The organism is Streptomyces spirodelae (genome assembly GCF_017676385.1).
In the GTDB taxonomy this organism is placed as follows: Bacteria; Actinomycetota; Actinomycetes; order Streptomycetales; family Streptomycetaceae; genus Streptomyces; species Streptomyces spirodelae.
Genome location: NZ_JAFFZN010000002.1, coordinates 300527 through 316362, shown reverse-complemented (window position 1 = coordinate 316362; position 15836 = coordinate 300527). Strand labels below are relative to the sequence as shown.

At 72.5% G+C, this 15836-nt stretch carries 13 protein-coding genes; 7 read left to right on the top strand and 6 right to left on the bottom strand.

The features are described 5' to 3' along the window. Positions 1 to 53: 53 nt before the first annotated feature. The 4 genes from gmd (at position 54) to JW592_RS03700 (ending at position 4781) form a co-directional block, all read left to right on the top strand. The gene (gmd, locus tag JW592_RS03715; protein ID WP_209263380.1) at positions 54 to 1070 is read left to right on the top strand and encodes a GDP-mannose 4,6-dehydratase; all 1017 of its coding nucleotides are present in this window, start codon (positions 54 to 56) and stop codon (positions 1068 to 1070) included. A gap of 233 nt (positions 1071 to 1303) precedes the next feature. After that, positions 1304 to 3394 carry a CBM96 family carbohydrate-binding protein gene (locus JW592_RS03710; RefSeq protein ID WP_209263379.1) on the top strand — a complete coding sequence of 697 codons (2091 nt, stop codon included), beginning with the start codon at positions 1304 to 1306 and terminating at the stop codon, positions 3392 to 3394. Beyond that, positions 3391 to 3891, top strand: coding sequence for a hypothetical protein (locus JW592_RS03705; RefSeq protein WP_209263378.1), 501 nt, complete (start codon positions 3391 to 3393; stop codon positions 3889 to 3891). The genes JW592_RS03710 and JW592_RS03705 overlap by 4 nt, the downstream gene beginning before the upstream one ends. Positions 3892 to 3932: 41 nt before the next feature. After that, on the top strand, positions 3933 to 4781 hold the full coding sequence (locus JW592_RS03700; protein WP_209263377.1) for a glycosyltransferase family 2 protein: 849 nt from the start codon (positions 3933 to 3935) through the stop codon (positions 4779 to 4781). Here JW592_RS03700 and JW592_RS03695 read toward each other — a convergent pair. After that, complete coding sequence (locus tag JW592_RS03695) at positions 4738 to 5934, bottom strand: glycosyltransferase (RefSeq protein WP_209263490.1); 1197 nt, start codon at positions 5932 to 5934, stop codon at positions 4738 to 4740. The two genes, JW592_RS03700 and JW592_RS03695, sit on opposite strands and share 44 nt — an antisense overlap. Before the next feature lie 84 nt (positions 5935 to 6018). Here JW592_RS03695 and JW592_RS03690 point away from each other — a divergent pair, with 84 nt between their 5' ends. Continuing rightward, a complete protein-coding gene (locus JW592_RS03690; RefSeq protein WP_209263376.1) occupies positions 6019 to 7551 on the top strand; it encodes an O-antigen polymerase in 1533 nt (510 codons plus the stop codon). Here the strand turns inward: JW592_RS03690 and JW592_RS03685 are convergent. The 3 genes from JW592_RS03685 to JW592_RS03675 form a co-directional block, all read right to left on the bottom strand. Then, positions 7524 to 8822, bottom strand: coding sequence for an MATE family efflux transporter (locus JW592_RS03685; RefSeq protein ID WP_229375165.1), 1299 nt, complete (start codon positions 8820 to 8822; stop codon positions 7524 to 7526). The genes JW592_RS03690 and JW592_RS03685 overlap by 28 nt on opposite strands. Positions 8823 to 9048: 226 nt before the next feature. Next, positions 9049 to 10710: a lipopolysaccharide biosynthesis protein gene (locus tag JW592_RS03680; RefSeq protein WP_209263375.1), complete on the bottom strand. Its 1662-nt coding sequence runs from the start codon at positions 10708 to 10710 to the stop codon at positions 9049 to 9051. Further along, on the bottom strand, positions 10707 to 12185 hold the full coding sequence (locus JW592_RS03675) for a glycosyltransferase family 4 protein (protein ID WP_209263374.1): 1479 nt from the start codon (positions 12183 to 12185) through the stop codon (positions 10707 to 10709). The genes JW592_RS03680 and JW592_RS03675 overlap by 4 nt, the downstream gene beginning before the upstream one ends. 162 nt (positions 12186 to 12347) lie before the next feature. Here JW592_RS03675 and JW592_RS03670 point away from each other — a divergent pair, with 162 nt between their 5' ends. Further along, positions 12348 to 12812: an FAD synthase family protein gene (locus tag JW592_RS03670; protein WP_209263373.1), complete on the top strand. Its 465-nt coding sequence runs from the start codon at positions 12348 to 12350 to the stop codon at positions 12810 to 12812. Here the strand turns inward: JW592_RS03670 and JW592_RS03665 are convergent. Beyond that, a complete protein-coding gene (locus JW592_RS03665) occupies positions 12803 to 13552 on the bottom strand; it encodes a CDP-alcohol phosphatidyltransferase family protein (RefSeq protein WP_209263372.1) in 750 nt (249 codons plus the stop codon). The two genes, JW592_RS03670 and JW592_RS03665, sit on opposite strands and share 10 nt — an antisense overlap. Positions 13553 to 13680: 128 nt before the next feature. Here JW592_RS03665 and JW592_RS03660 point away from each other — a divergent pair, with 128 nt between their 5' ends. Next, positions 13681 to 14667 carry an SCO2278 family lipoprotein gene (locus tag JW592_RS03660; protein ID WP_229375098.1) on the top strand — a complete coding sequence of 329 codons (987 nt, stop codon included), beginning with the start codon at positions 13681 to 13683 and terminating at the stop codon, positions 14665 to 14667. A 159-nt stretch (positions 14668 to 14826) separates the two neighbouring features. Here JW592_RS03660 and JW592_RS03655 read toward each other — a convergent pair whose 3' ends face one another. After that, positions 14827 to 15714: a bifunctional DNA primase/polymerase gene (locus JW592_RS03655; protein WP_229375097.1), complete on the bottom strand. Its 888-nt coding sequence runs from the start codon at positions 15712 to 15714 to the stop codon at positions 14827 to 14829. Positions 15715 to 15836 lie beyond the last annotated feature (122 nt).

Below are 15836 nucleotides of genomic sequence, written 5' to 3'. Positions count from 1 at the left end.
GACAAAAAGAACGTCACGATGACCACCCTCGATCACCACCAGGACGGCGGCACATGGCCAAGAGCGCACTGATCACCGGGATCACGGGCCAGGACGGGTCGTATCTGACCGAACTCCTGCTCGGGAAGGGCTACACGGTGCACGGGCTGCTACGCCGTTCCTCGTCCTTCAACACCGGCCGGATAGACCACCTGTACCAGGACCCGCACGACGAGGGCCGCTCCCTCGTCCTCCACCACGCGGATCTCAGCGACGGCGTCGCCCTCGTCAACCTGCTGCGCGACCTGCGCCCCGACGAGGTCTACAACCTCGGCGCCCAGTCCCATGTGCGGGTCTCCTTCGACTCCCCCCTCTACACCGGGGACGTGACCGGGATGGGCACCATACGGTTACTGGAGGCCATCCGGGCCAGCGGCATCGACACCCGCATCTACCAGGCGTCGTCCTCGGAGATGTTCGGCGCGGCGCCGCCCCCGCAGCACGAGGCGACGCCGTTCCACCCGCGCAGCCCCTACGGCTGCGCCAAGGTGTTCAGCTACTGGTCGGCGGTCAACTACCGTGAGGCTTACGACCTGTTCGCGGTGAACGGCATCCTCTTCAACCACGAGTCGCCGCGGCGCGGTGAGACCTTTGTGACCCGGAAGATCACCCGGGCCGTCGCCCGCATCCGCGCCGGACTGCAGCGCCACCTGTACCTGGGCAACCTGGAGGCCGTACGCGACTGGGGCTACGCGCCCGAGTACGTCGAGGCGATGTGGCTGATGCTGCAGGCCGACGAGCCCGACGACTACGTCGTCGCGACCGGGGTCGCCACGACGGTGCGCGAGTTCCTGCACGAGGCGTTCCGGGCCGGCGGGCTCGACTGGCGGGAGCATGTGCGGTTCGACCCCAAGTACGAGCGGCCCGCCGAGGTCGACGCGCTGATCGGTGACGCGGCGAAGGCGGAGGCCCGGCTGGGCTGGAAGCCGCGCGTGATGTGGCACGAACTGGCGCGGATCATGGTCGAGGCCGACATCTCCGCGCTGGACGCGGAGCTCTCGGGCGAGGCGGTCCGCGTTGATCGCGGCTGACAACCCGTACCCCGCTTGGGGGCTGCGCTTGCCCACCCTGCGCCCTGGGGGTACCTCCCGGACGGAGTCCGGGGGAGCAGACTGCCCAAGCTTCGCAGGGAGAGCGCCCCATCAGGGGCGCGGGGAACTGCGCGACCAACCACAACGCTCCCGCAGTCCGCAACGCAACAGGCAGGCAGGGCCACCCCCTCACCGGAAAGAACAGACGCAGTACCAAACCCTGGGGACAGCACATGAAACGCAGAAAGAGCCCGCGACAAGTCATGGCAGCCGCGACAGCGGTAACCGCGCTGACCGCCACCGCCCTCGTCGGCCCCGCCCTCACCCAAGGCGGTGTCCCCAGGGCGAAGGCCCTCACCGCTCCGGTCGCCATGACGGCCGACGACTTACCGACATGGCAGACGAACGGTGTCGTCTGGGCGATGGCCCAGTCCGACGGAGTCGTCTTCGCGGGCGGCACGTTCTCCGCGATTCGTCCGCCCGGTGCCGACCCCGGCACCGGCGAACAGCAGGCGGTCAATTTCGCGGCGTTCGACGCCGCGACGGGCGCACCGACCGACTGCCGGCTCAACTTCACGGTGGGCAGCGGCGCCGCGACCGTCCGGGCGCTGACGGTCTCCCCTGACGGCAAGACCCTCTACGCGGGCGGCAACTTCGCCGCCGTCAACGGCACCCACGTCAGCCGCGTCGCCGCCATCGACATCGCGACGTGCAAAGTGAAGCCGGACTTCAATGTGTCGGTCTCCTCGACCGTGCACGCGCTGGCGGCCACCGACGACACCGTCTACCTGGGCGGTGACTTCACCTCGGTGGAAGGCCAGAGCCGCAGCAAGTTCGCGGCGCTGAGCACCAGCGGCCAGCTGCGCTCCTGGAAGGCGGACGCGGATCTGACCGGGCGCGCCGTGGAGGTCACCCCGGACGGGAAGAGCGTGGTGCTCGGCGGGGACTTCACCCGCGTACGCGGTACGTCGTCACGTGCGCTGGCCGTGGTCGAGGCGTCCTCCGGAGCGATCAAGCGGGCTTACGGGAGCACCTTCGTGCCCCGCAACTCCGTGGTCAAGGGCCTGTACGTGGACGAGACCGGGATCTACACCGCCAACGAGGGGACCGGCGGCGGGGTGTTCGACGGGCGGATCGCGCTGAACCTGAGCGACTTCTCCCAGCGCTGGCGGGACACCTGTCTGGGGGCCACCCAGGATGTGACCGTCTACAAGAATGTGCTCTACAGCAGCTCGCACGCGCACAACTGCGCCAGCATGGGTCAGTTCGGTGAGCTGTACGAGCGCCAGCATCTGCTGGCCGAGTCGGTGAACGACCCCACTCCGCTGCTGTCCTGGTTCCCCGACACCGATGACGGGCCGTTGAACGTGGAGCAGGTGGGGCCGCGCGTGATGGTGGTCTCCTCCCGCGGTGGCACCGACTACATGTGGGTGGGCGGCGCGTTCTCCCGGATCACCAGCAACGGCAACCGGCCGCAGCAGGGGCTGGTGCGCTTCGCCAATGGGCCCGACACCCGGGACCCGACCGTTCCCAGCGGGGTGAACGCGTCCAACGTCACCTCGGGTGTCCGGGTGACCTGGCCGGCCGGCACCGATCTGGACGACCGCACGCTCACCTACCGCGTCTACCGCAACGGCGGCTCCGAGCCGGTGGGGACCGTGCGGGCCAACTCCACCTTCTGGGACCGGCCCACGGTCGGCTTCACCGACACCACCGTGAAGCCGGGCACGGACTACACCTACCGGATCACCGCGAGCGACGCGGACGACGCCAACACCAGCGCCCGTTCCGAGGGCGCGACGGTACGCACCCCGGGTACGCCGACGGAGACGACGGTGGAGCGGGAGGCGACCGCCGACGCTTATGTGAACGGGGCTTCGACCGGCTCCACCTACGGCACCCATCAGCAACTGGCCGTGCGCGGCTCCTCGCCGTACGAGAGCTATGTGCGCTTCACCGTTCCCTCGGCGCCCAGCGGCATGGTGCTGGACAGCGCCCGGCTCACCGTCACCACCAGCAACGACAGCTATGCGGCGACTTCGGACACGATCAGCGTGAGGCCCGTCAGCGGATCGTGGTCGGAGTCCTCGGTGACCTACGCGAGCCGGCCCTCCCTCGGGTCGACGGCACTGGGCACGTTGAACGGCGCGCCGGAGCGCAACACGGCCTATGACATCCCGCTCAGCAAGAGCGCGGTCGGCGACGCGGCGGGCGGCAGCTTCGATGTGGCGCTCACCAGCACCGGCAGCGACAGCCTGTGGCTGCTGGCGCGCGAGTCCGGGGGCACCGGCCCCAAGCTCACGCTGACCTTCAGGAAGCCGTGAGCGTCCGTAAGGCCGCGGGAGTCTCGGTGGCCGCCCTGGCGGCGGCCACCCTGGCGCTGACGGCCGGCTGCGGCGCGGGCGGGGACGAGCCCGCGAAGGCGAAGGAACGCGACAACGGCGGGCGTCCCACCGCGAGTTCCCCCGCGGCCCAGGACAAGGAGCCGCCTCCCGGCGAGGACGGCAGGGAGCGGAAGCCGAAGAAGCCGAAGGGCGAGACCACGCCGGTGGTTCCGCGCGCTTCGCTCACCCCTGCCACCGGCTCGTTCACCAAGAAGGAGAAGAAGTACCTCGTCGGCCGGGTGCCCGAGGGACTGGAGCCCGCCGCCGTGCTGGAGGCGGGCCGCACCGCCTGTGCGCGGCTGCGGACGACGGCGAAGGCGAGCCGGAAGGACGCGATCAGCGCGCTGAAGGCGGGCGAGATCGACAACGCCGAGCCCGCGGTCGAGCACCTGTGCCCGGAGTTCGAGCCGCTGCTGAAGGCGGCGGGCAAGAAGTGACACCACCCATCGGAAGCACCGGAAGCCAGGAGAGAACCCCCGTGGAGAAGCTGCCCGTCGTCGTCGCGATACCGACGAAGAACGAGGCCGAGAACATCGCCACGACCGTGCGGTCCGTGATCGGCCACTTCGCACACGTCGTCGTGGTCGACTCGGACAGCACGGACGACACCCGCGCGCTCGCCAAGGCCGAGGGCGCCGAAGTGCTGCCCTACACCTGGGACGGACGGTATCCGAAGAAGAAGCAGTGGTGCCTGGAGAACGTCCACCCCGAGCTCGACTGGGTCTTCTTCCTCGACGGCGACGAGCGGCCCGGCCCCGAACTGCTGGCGGAGATGCGGCACATCTTCGACCCGCCGCCAGGACACGCCGTGCGCCCCGCCGCCTTCGACGTCCCGCTCGGCTACTGGTTCGCGGGGCGCAGGCTGCGGCACGGGTACACCATCGTCAAGCGGGTGCTGCTGGACCGCACGCGCTGCCGCTTCCCCGAACCCGACGATCTGGCGGCGCCCGGCATGGGCGAGCAGGAGGGCCACTACCAGCCACTGGCCGACCCGGTGGTCAGACTGCGCTCCCCCATCGAGCACCAGGACCTGGACCCGGTGCGCACCTGGTTCGAGCGGCACAACCGCTACTCGGACTGGGAGGCGTGGCTGGAACGGCATCCGGCCGTACGGGAGCAGATCCGGCAGGCCAAGACCCGGCAGGGCCGTCTCTTCCACCGCGCCCCGCTCAAACCGCTGGTCTCCTTCGCCTACGCCTACGGCTGGAAGAGGGGCTTCCTCGACGGCCGCGCCGGGCTCGACTACGCGCTGGCGATGAGCTTCTACCGCTGGCAGATCGGGCTCAAGGCACGCGAGTCGGCGTCGGGCGGACCGGCCCGGCGGTGAAGCGGTCCCGCAGCACCGTCGCATAGGTCTCCCGCAGGCTGCCGATCACCGCGTCGAGCGTGAAGCTGTCCCGCGCCAGCCGCCAGGCGGCCCGCGAGGCGGCGGCGTTGGCCGCCGGGTCCAGCAGTTCCAGCACAGCGCGGCCGATCCGGACCGCGTTGTCCGGGTCGTCCGGCGCGCTGTCCACCAGCCGACCGGCACCGGCCGCTGCCACATCGGGAGCCAGCCCGCTGGTGCGGGTGACGACGACGGGCAGTCCCACCGACAGTGCCTCCAGCACGGAGACGGAGAAGGCGTCCTTGATGGACGGCAGCACATATACGTCGCAGGAGCGCAGCCGCTCCAGCACACCGGCGTGGTCGAGCGCCCCGATGTACTCCAGCGCGTGTCCGACCCCCAGTGATCCGGCCAGCGCCAGCATGTCGCCGGCCAGCGCGCCGGTGTCGGGGCCGGCGAGCACGAACCGCGCGTCGGGGTACTTCTCCAGCACCGTGGGTATCGCCCCGACGAAGTCCTGCGGGCGCTTGCCCTCCTGCACACGGGCGCAGTACAGCACCGTCGGGGGCCTGCCGTCGCCGGGCGCGCGCATCGGCTGCGGCGTTACCCCGTTCACCAGCCGGTACGCCGGGCCCATCGGTTCGGGGGCCACCACCGCCTCGGTCAGCTCCCGCTCGCGCGGGGTGAGGTGGAGCACGGCGTCGGCCTTCTTCAGCACCCTGCGCAGGCCCAGCACGTCCACGGCCTGTGCCACCCGGTTCTGCGTCGGGTCGATCATGCCGTGCGTCTGGAGTACGAGGGGGCGGCCCATCCGCGCTGCCAGCATCGCGACGGGGAGGGTGACCAGGTCCCGCATGAGATGGACATGGACGACGTCCGCCGAGCGCAGCATGCGGGGCGCCGCCGCGAGCAGCGCCGGTGAGGTGATGCCGCTGACCTCGAAACGCGGCAGCACGTGGCGGGCCTGGAAGAGCCGGGCCGGGACGCCGTCGACGCTGCGGGGCAGTCGCTTCTCCTGGAAGCCGTCACCCAACGCCACCAGCACCGCCTGGTCGCCCTGTGCCCGCAGGCCCCGGCACAGATTGAGGGCGACCCTGGTGGGACCGCCGAAGTCGTGGGTGGGCGTGTGCAGCGTGACGATGTGCAGCGCCTTCAATGGAGCCCCCTCGGTGGATACTCCGGCTGACATTAACCCTTTTATCATCTCCTGTCCCACTCTTTCACCGTTTTACGAGGGGCGATGAACACCAGCATTCATCCGGACACCCGCGCCCCGGCACCGCACCACCTCCACGCCACCGCGCCGCGCGCCGTACTCTCCCGCGCGCTGGCCATCCCGTTGGTGGCGGCCCTGGTCGCCGTACTCCCGGTGACGGTGGCCACCCAGCCGGGACCGGGCCCCCACGACGCCGCCTACTGGCTCCAGTTGGCGACCTGCGCCTACTCCGGAACCCGCCTCTCGGCCATGGTGCTGACCGCGCGGCGCCGCCTCATCCAGGGCGCCTTCTGGCTGTTCTGCTACATCGCCATGGGCATAGCGCCGCTGGCGCAGACCGTGCTGGACAGCACACCCACCCCGGTGGTCGGCCCACGCTCGGACACCGTGCTGGCCTCGGCGCTGGTCCTGGCGGGCATCGTCGCGTTCGACGTGGGTGCACTGCTGGCCCGGCACCGGCCGCCGCTGCGCAGCCGGATGCACGAGCGCAACCGGCGGCCCGCGACCGTGCACCCGCGGCGGCTGTATGTGCTGTGCGTCCTGGCAGCGGTGGGCAGTGGCGTGCTGATGGCCCAACTCGGCGGCCCCGGCGTCTTCTTCAGCAACCGGCAGGAGATCAGCGAGACGCTCGCGGGCGCGGCGGGAGCGGAGGCCGGTTCGCAGGCCGGGTCGGCGTTCCTGCGCGGCTTCGGCACCGTACCCGCGCTGCTGGCGCTGCTGTTCCTCACCCGCTGGCTGGTGGTCTCCCGCGCGGCGCGGCGCCGGCCGCTGGTTCCGGTGCTGTGGCTGGCGATGCTGGGGCTCAACGTCGTCGTCAACAACCCCGTCTCCAACCCCCGCTACTGGTTTCTCACGGTGCTGTTCTCGCTGCTGTTCACCGCGTTCCCCCGCAGCCCGGTGATGTACCGGGCAGCGCTTGCGACGGGCGTCGCGGTGGCCCTGGTGGTCTTCCCGTTCGCCGACCGGTTCCGCTACGAGGAGGGCGCCGACCGGCCCCGGCAGTCCACGGGCTCCCTGCTGGAACCGCTGACGATGAAGGACTACGACCAGACCGGCATGCTCGCCAACACCGTCACCTTCGTCGGCTCCGGCGAGGGACACAGCTATGGGCGCCAACTGACGGGCACCGCACTGTTCTTCGTGCCCCGCACGGTCTGGACCGGCAAACCCCACGACCCCGGCACCCGGGTGGGCGAGTGGATGGGCATGCCCTACCCCAACCTCTCCTCGCCCCTGTGGGCCGAACTGTGGTTGGACTTCGGCCCGCTGGGCATGGCGCTGGGCTTCGCCGCCGTCGGATACGGCGCCGCACGCGCGGACCGCCGGTACGCGCGGCGTACGGCGGAGGAGTCCCGCGCCGGTCCCGGCCGGTGGGGGCCAGGCAGCGTGGCCGCTGTGGCCGTGCCGCTCGTCGCCGGTTACAGCTTCATCCTGCTGCGGGGGTCTTTGCTGCAGGGCATGGGACGGGTGGCCATCGCGGTGCTGTGCGTCAGCTTTGTGACGACGTTCCGCCGAACCTCCCCCTCACCTCAGGGCTTGCCCCGCGTGGAGCGCTGAGAAGGAGGGTGCCCCTGTCCGCCGTCCGCAGACCGCGGGGGAACCGTGGCTGTTCGCGCGGTTCCCCGCGCCCCTGACGGGGCGTCCAGGAGCCGGGCCGTACGCAACCAACTGGCAGCGCCCTTCGCCGCCGAGCCCAGACACAGCCCCCACGCCGCGCCGAGCACACCACCCAGCGCGTAACCGCCCAACAGACACCCCACGGCGGCGAGGGAGAAGACGAGCTGGATCGGCAACGTCGTCCGCGGCTTCAGCACCCGCAGGGCCAGCAGCCCGCAGGTGCCCAGCGCCATGGCCGCGTACTGGCTGCCGGTGGCGGGCAGCAGCCGGGCCGCCGAGGCCCAGGTGTCGCCGAGCAGGGCGCGCCCGGCGCTGTCCGGCAGCAGCGCCAGCACGGTGGCCCAGGCGGCGGCCAGCACGGCCAGCACTCCCCCGGCGGTCCCGGCCGCGCGGGCGGCGTGACGCGCGCCGCCGGCCCGGTCGAGCAGCGGAGGCCCGAACCCGGTGGCCGCGTTGAACAGCACGTTCATCGGCCCGAAGAGCGTGGTGGCGCCGCGCAGCGCGCCCACCGCCAGCGGGTTGGCGAGCAGTCCGAGGCCGATGATGGCCAGTTGGCTGCCCGCGTTGCCGACGCCGAACTCCACGGCGAACCTGCGGCCCAGGTGGTCCCGGCGCAGACAGTGGCGCGGGTCCTGGCCCGCGCCACGGGTGTGCCGCAGCAGCAGCCACAGCGCCAGTGCGAGCGCCGGCAGCGTGGACAGGCCCCATGCCAGCAGCAGCCGGGCCGCGCCGGCGCCGTGCGGCTGGAGGGCGAGTGCGGGCAGTACGGCCGCCAGCCGCACCAGGTCCGCGGCCAGGGCGTACTGGGGGCGGTGGAGGGTGGAGAAGGCGTAGCGGGTGGTCTCCTGCGTCAACGCGAGCGGCAGCACCAGCGCGAGGGCGGCCAGTGCGGTGGCCGTTGCGCCGCCGGCCGCGCCCAGTACGAGCGCGGCCGGGACGCCCAGCGTGGTCGCCGCCAGCGCGGTGAACGCCACGGCCGAACGGCAGGCCCGGGCCACGGCTGCGGGTTCGCCCTTCTCCAGGACGAGGGCCTGGCCCACGTAGGCGGCGGTGAGGCCGAGGAGGACGGTGAAGACCGTGTAGACGAGGGAGAAGGTGGCGAACGCGTGCACGTCCGATCGTCGCGCGGCGACGATCACGACAGCGATGTTCGTCCCCGCCGCCACCCCTTGATCGGCAACGGAACATATGAGGGCCGTACCGTTTCTCAGCCGCCGCGACATGGCGGGTCCCTCCTGTCCTGCGTACGCGGCATGGGGGCTGCGCTTGCCCACCCTGCTCCCCCAGACTTCGTCCGGGAGGTACCCCCAGGGCGCAGACTGCCCAAGCGCAAGAGGTAGCCATTCAGGGGCGCGGGGAACTGCGCGACAAGCCACAACGGACCCGCAGCCCGCGACGGCCGGCAGGGGCACCCCTCCCGAAACAGGGACTGGCCCCTCACCGGACCATGACGCGCAGGGCGGCACCCTCCCGCGCGGGGGACCCGCGATCGGGTGGGGCCGGAGGCCCCGAAGAGGCTCCCCGGCGCCGGGGCTCGCCCGAGGCACCCTCCGCATGGAGCAGCGCCCCGAGCACGCGGCCCCCCGCGCCGACGACCAACTCCCGCACCCTCGCCAGGTCGTCCCTGCGCACCTCGCGCGGGTCGCAGACGAGCAGCGCGCAGTCGACCCGGTCGATGAGCGCTATGGCGTCGGCGTACGACAGCACGGCCGGCGCGAGCACGATCAGTACCGAGTCCCGTTCGTCGGCGTGTCCGATCAGCTGGGTGACGGCGGAGGAGGTGAGCGCGCGCGGCACCTTGCTGACGCGGTGTCCAGGCACCAGGTCGAAGACGCCGGACTCGCCCGCGTCGATGGGCACCCGGTGTCCGGTGGGCCAGCCGATGGTGCCGTGACCGGGGGCGCGGGCCCACCCCGCGGGCTGGACTCCGTCTGCCTGCCTGAGGCGTTCGGTGAGGGAGGGCGTGCGCAGGTCGGCCTCCAGCAGCAGCACGTCCTTGCCCATCTCGGCGAAGGAAGCGGCCAGGTTGACGGAAGCGGCCAGCGCCGTGGCGATGCTGCCGCGCGGCGGGACGACGAGAACCCGGCGGCGCCGTGCGAACGTCTCGTCGTAGGCGAGCCGGAAGGCGACGGAGCGGTACTCCTCGGCGAGCCGGCCCGCGGCGAGCAGGGAGCGCGGGCGCGCGCGGGTACGGCCGCGCGGCAGCGTACCCAGCACGGGCGCGTGCAGGGCCCGTACGACGTCGCCGGGGGTGCGTACGGCGGGGTCGAAGACGAGCCGTACCCAGGCCGCGAGGAGGCCGAGGCCGATGCCGACGGCCGCGCCGAGGCCGAGCATCATCGGCAGCGCGGGCCCGGAGGGCGAGGCGGGCGGGGTGGCCTTGGTGACGACCCGGCCCGGGGTGGTGTCCTCGGCGCGCAGGTCGCTGATGCTGCCGTTGATCTCGGCGATGCGGTTGACGACGGAGGAGTGCGCGGACAGCGTGCCGTCGAGGGCGCCTTCCTTGCCGGAGGAAGCGATCTCCTTGGCGAGCCGGTCGCGCTCCTTGACCAGCGGGGCGCGCTGTTTCTCGTAGGAGGAGACCATGCTCCTGACGCGGGTGGCGGCATCCTTCTCGCGGTTGGCGAGGTAGGCCGTGGCGAAGGCGTTGGCTCCGCGGGCCGCGGCCTGGGGGCTGGGTGCCGTGTAGGCGAAGCGCAGCATCCGGGTGTCGGGCGGGTTGGTGACCTGGAGGTCGGCAGCGAGCCGCTGGGGGCGCGCTTCGGAGCGCAGGGTGCGTGCGGCGCGTGCGGCGACGACGCTGCTGAGCGCGGTGCGCCGCTCGGAGCCCATGCTGGTCTCGCCGGGTGCCGTCTTCTCGCCGCTGCTGTCGATGGGCAGCGGCCGGACGGTGACCTCGGTGGTTGCGGTGTAGGAGTCGGCGCCGCGCAGGCCGAGCCAGCCGCCGCCGAGCACACCGAGGACGATGCCGAGCGCGATCAGCCAGCGGTAGCGCAACAGCTGGCGGAACTGGTCGCGCAGCAGATCGGGTTCGTCGTGGACGGGGACGGAGGCGGCGGCCACCCGCGCCTCACCGGCCGGGGTGGAGGTGCCGCTCATGCGGTGCCGCCCTGGTGCCGGGCGGCGCCCTCGGCCGCGCCGGGCAGCGGTCCGCGCCTGCCGCGTGCGCGTTGCGCGCGGAGTCCGGCGGGGCGGCGTCCGGGTGCGGGGGCCAGGGTGAGGGCCTCCTCCAGCAGGGCCGTCAGCCTCGCCAGTGCCGCTGTACGGCCGAGGTGGCCGGTGGCGTAGGCGCGGCCCGCAGCGCCGAGCGCGGCGGCGCGGGCCGGGTCGGCGGCCAGGTCACGGAGCGCTGCGGCGAGCGCCGCGGGGTCCTCGGGCGGCACCAGGACTCCGGCGCCGGAGCGGCGCACCTCGCCCGCTGTGCCGCCGCCCGCGGCGACGGAGGCGACGACCGGGCGCCCGGCGGCGAAGTAGGAGGTGAGTTTGGAGGGGACGCTCATGTCCAGCACGGAGGCGCGCTGGGTGACGGCCAGCACGTCGGCAGCGGCGAGCACTTCGGGGAAGTCGGCGTCGGCGGCGGGCGGCAGCACTTCGACCCCGGGCAGGGGTGCGGCCAGGCGGGCCAGGTGCGGGCGCTGGTTGCCGTCGCCCATCAGGACGACGCGTAACCGCTTCGGCGCCGCTCCGCCGGGCGCCCGAGCGCCCTGTTCACCGGCTTCCCCGGCTTCACCGGCGGTGCTTCCGCGTCGGCCGTCGAGCAGCCGGGCGGTCTCGATCAGCACCTCCAGGCCCTGTTTGAGGCCCATGTTGCCGGAGTGCAGGACGACGGTCTCGTCCTCGCGCCAGCCGAGCCGGGCGCGGGTCTCGGCGCGCGGGCGGGAAGGGTCCGCGATATGCGTCCAGTTGGGGACGGTGCGGATGCGCGAGCGGGGTACGCCGAGCGCCGCGACGCGGTCGGTGAAGCTCTCGTGGATGACGCCGACGAGGGTGGCGGCGGCCAGCACCCGGCGCTCCACACAGCGGGCCGGCGCCGCGGCACGGTCACCGCCCCGGATGCCGCTCTGGGCCGCCGCCGCGCCCATCAGGTCCTGTACGACAGGTATGAACGGCACCCCGGCACCGCGCGCCAGGCGGGCTCCCAGGAGCGCCCCCGCGAGGCTGGGCAGCTGGGCGACGACGGCGTGCGGCCGCCCGCCGAGACGGGGCGGCGCGAGCAGGCCGTGGGCGAGGATGGACGCCTCGTACAGCGCCCGGCGCCCGGCGGTCTGCCGCGGCGGGACGGTGTGTCTGCGGCGGTGTACCCGCACCCCTTCGCGCAGCTCGGTCGCCCGCCAGACGCCCCGGTAGTCGGGGGCCGTACGCCAGGCGGGGTAGTGCGGCATACCCGCCAGGACGTGGACGTCCCAGCCAGGTTGTGCGGCCCAGTGCTCGGCGAGCTGCGCGGCGTAGGGTCCTATCCCCGCCTGCTCCGGCGCGTAGTTGGTCGATACGAGAAGCACCCGGCGTCCGGGGCCCCGTTCGCGCCGTTGTCCGGTCGCGGTGCCGTTCGCGGGCACGGCATCGCCGTTCACCATGAATCCCCCCACAGTTCTTCCCCTCGGGCAGCGTAACGCCTGTCGTGCGCGCTTTCGCCAACCTGTCCCTGTTTCTTGCGGGTTGTGGTTGCATGCAGCGATGTACGACGGCCGGGGAGGGCCGCGGTACATCCAACGGCACGCGCCCAGGGGGGACTTCGCATGACCCACACCGTCGGCTACGCGCCCGGTGCCTACGACCTGTTCCACGTCGGCCATCTGAACCTGCTGCGGCACGCCCGCTCCCGGTGCGACTACCTGGTGGCGGGCGTGGTCTCGGACGAGATGGCCGAGCGCGCCAAGGGCCGTCCACCGGTGATTCCGCTCGTCGAGCGGCTGCAGATCGTACGCAGCATCCGCTTCGTGGACGCGGCGTTCGTGGAGACGGTGCCGGACAAGCTGGAGACCTGGCAGCAGGTCAGGTTCGACGTGCTGTTCAAGGGTGACGACTGGCGCGGTACGCCCAAGGGCGAAAAGCTGGAGGCGGATTTCCGTACCGTCGGCGTAGAGGTCGTCTACTTCCCGTACACCGTCCATACGTCCAGCACTCAGCTGCGGCGCGCGCTCGACGCCCTCGCCGGGCCCGCCGCCGGCTCCGCCCTCGCGCAGGAGACCGGTCAGCACTGAGGCGCGGCCGACAGTTCCCGGAACCACTTGACCGCGAACGCGGCGAGGAACAGCGCGTAGCAGGCGAACAGTGCCGCGTAGCAGGCGCGGAACAGCCCGGGGGCGCCGAGCAGCAGGAAGACGGCGCAGAAGACGCCGTGGTCGACGGGGAGCAGCGCCACCGCGCGCAGCCGTGAGGGGGGCCGGTCATGCGCTCCCCCGCCGGGCCGCGCGGGGCGCAGCTTGTCGGTCAGCAGCCCGCCGAAGAAGATCAGCACGGCCACGAGCTGGAAGCCCAGCGGCAGCAGCAGCCAGCCCTCGCCGGGCAGGTCCGCGAACCGGTGGAAGGAGATCAGGACGGCCGCGTGCAGCCCGGTGATCTTGGCGCAGTCCACGACGTGGTCCAGCCACTCCCCCGCCGGGCTGCCACCGCCCCGCAGCCGCGCCAGCTGTCCGTCGGCGGAGTCCAGCGCGAACCCGACGACGAGCGCGGCCCAGACGCACCACCCCAGCGTCCAGGACGGCCGCACCAGCGCGACCGCCGCGACGCCCGCGAAGCTGCACGCCGCGCTCAGCAGCGTCACCTGGTTCGGGGTGAGCCCGGCGCGGTGGGCGGCCGCCGCCAGGACGCGGCCCAGCGGCCGGTTGACGTATCGCGAGTAGAGCGAGACGCCCTTGGCCGTCTTCTGGGCCTCCCGCAGGCGGCGCAGCGCCGTGCCGAATGCCGCGGGTTCCGGGTGCCGTTCGGCAGCCTGAGCCATGTGCCCCCCTTGATCGTCCCCTTGGTCCCCCGCCGCGCATACTGTGCCAGGCACCACGCGGCGCGCCAGACCGCGCGCGGTAGGGTGCCTTCGCCGACAGCACCGGGAGGGTGGAACAGGTGAAGGGGTTGAGGGCTGGCAAGCCCCCGCGTATACCGTTCGCAGCGGCCGTGACGGCCGGGGCGCTGCTCGCCTCGCTCACGGGCTGTGTCACCGTGCACGGCGAGAGCGCCGTCGTTCCCGCGTTGAGCAAGGCGGAGGCCGCCAAGGTCCTGGGGACCTTCGTGAAGAAGAACAACCAGGCCAACACCGCCTACGACGCCGAGCTCAACGCCACCATCGAGTCGGGCGCCCTCGGCGCCATCGACCAGGCGGGCCTCAAGTCCCGTAAAGAGGTCCGCCCCAAGGGCAACCCCGACTACCGGCCGCTGGAGCTGACCGACACCCGCTATCTGATCCCCGAACAGGCCGGCTGGCCCAAGTTCTTCGTCACCGACTCCAAGAGCAACCGCAAGGGTCAGGGCCGCTGGCTGTTCGTCTTCCAGCGGGACCGGGCCGACGGGCCGTGGACGGCCTCCTACCTCTCGGTCGTCGATCCCGGCGAGATCCCCCGGTTCGCGCGCGACGAGCACGGCCATGTCAAGGCCGTGCCGGTGGGCGGCGGCTCCGGGCTGACCGTGTCGCCGGACCAGCTGAGCAAGCGCTACGCCCGCTACCTGCAGGAGGGCGCCGGAGAGGACTTCGCCCCCGGCCCGCACACGAGCAAGGTGCGCGAGCAGCGCGAGAAGGCGATGAAGCGCACCAGCGTGCGCAACGAGTTCGCTGACCAGCCCGCACAGCCGCCGCAGTACGCGCCGTTCGGGCTGCGCACCAAGGACGGCGGTGCGCTGGTGTTCTTCGCCTCGCACCACCACCACAAGCAGACGCTGCCCAAGGGCTACCAGCCGCAGATCAAGGACCCGCTGGTCAAGGCGCTGATGTCGGGCACACCGAAGCATTCGGTGACCTTCAAACGGGTCTCGGAACAGGTCGTGACCGTCCCGGCCAGGGGCAAGAAGGGCAAGGTCACCTTCCTGAGCCGCATCGAGGGCCTGACCGCGGCCCAGGGCAGCTAGCCGGCGCCCCGTCAGAGGACGCGCCCCCTCAGGGGCGCGGGGCAGGGTCTGATTGGCGGCTCCGCCGCGTGGGCGCGACCAGCCACCCACAACCGGCAGCCTGCGTCAAGCACCAGGGGGCAGCCTCTCCCCGGCATCACCGCCCCAGCGAGCGCAGCGTCACCGCACAGGCCAGGGCGCGGCCTCCTCGCGGCCGTCCGCCGTCAAGGCGTACTCCGCGCACGCGTCGGTGAGCGTCTCCAGCAGGACGAGGGGCTCGGGGAGCCCCCTCCCCGGCTCGGGGGACCGCAGCCAGCGGACCCCCTGTCCGTCGTCGGGCAGCCGCGACGGCGGCAGCAGCACATAGCTGCCCCGGCAGTGCCACCGCAGACCGGGGTGCTCTTCCATCGTCTCGGGGTGGCTGTCCAACTCGCAGGGCCACCACTCGTCCTCGTCCTCGGGGGTCCCCCGGGTCTTGGTGAAGAAGAGCATCCGGTCCTCGCCCAGCAGCGCGACGGGCCCCAGCACCGCCTCGGCACCGGGCTCGGCAGCGCCCTCCCGCTCCTCCAGCCGGGCGAGCGCCGCGTACCCCGCCTCGGCGGGGACGTCCAGTACGTCGTGGGCACGGCCTGTGGCGGTGATGAAGTTCGCGTCCGGCTCGGCACGCAGCCAGCGCTCGATCTGGGCGCGGTCGGCGGTGGCCTGGGTCTGCCAGGCGAAGGAGACGGGGTGCCTGCCGGGGGTGGGACAGCCGATCCGTACACAGGAACAGCCGTACCCGGACGGGTGGGCGGCGGGGGCCAGCGGGAACCCGGCCTCGGCGGCCGTGAGCAGGAGGGTCTCGCGGTCCCTGGCCGCTTCCGCGGCCTCGGCGGCCGGCTGGCCGCCCCGCCCGCCCCAGCGCCGTACACCCGAGCGGGCCGAACCCTCACGCGACCTGCGGCCGGGAGCCGTCCCCGTCGTCCCGTCCCGGGCATCGGGCCGCGCGGCCGCCGTTCGCTCGGCGCGCTCGGCTGCGCGCTCGGCCCGGCGGCGCAGCCATTGGGCGATCCTGCTCTCGCGTTCCATCTACCGCCTCACTCCGCGACCGAGAACCATGAACTCCGAGGGTACGCAGCCGTACGGCACGCTGAGGTGGAATCCACGGATCACGGATGTCTCTCCTCTATCCTGCGCTCCCCCGCGGCCGC

Excerpts from the sequence above, each read along its gene's own strand:
- gmd (WP_209263380.1), top strand. The coding sequence starts at position 54 with ATGGCCAAGAGCGCACTGATCACCGGGATCACGGGCCAGGACGGGTCG.
- JW592_RS03710 (WP_209263379.1), top strand. The coding sequence starts at position 1,304 with ATGAAACGCAGAAAGAGCCCGCGACAAGTCATGGCAGCCGCGACAGCG.
- JW592_RS03690 (WP_209263376.1), top strand. The coding sequence starts at position 6,019 with ATGAACACCAGCATTCATCCGGACACCCGCGCCCCGGCACCGCACCAC.
- JW592_RS03680 (WP_209263375.1), bottom strand. The coding sequence starts at position 10,710 with ATGAGCGGCACCTCCACCCCGGCCGGTGAGGCGCGGGTGGCCGCCGCC.
- JW592_RS03675 (WP_209263374.1), bottom strand. The coding sequence starts at position 12,185 with ATGGTGAACGGCGATGCCGTGCCCGCGAACGGCACCGCGACCGGACAA.
- JW592_RS03670 (WP_209263373.1), top strand. The coding sequence starts at position 12,348 with ATGACCCACACCGTCGGCTACGCGCCCGGTGCCTACGACCTGTTCCAC.
- JW592_RS03665 (WP_209263372.1), bottom strand. The coding sequence starts at position 13,552 with ATGGCTCAGGCTGCCGAACGGCACCCGGAACCCGCGGCATTCGGCACG.
- JW592_RS03655 (WP_229375097.1), bottom strand. The coding sequence starts at position 15,714 with ATGGAACGCGAGAGCAGGATCGCCCAATGGCTGCGCCGCCGGGCCGAG.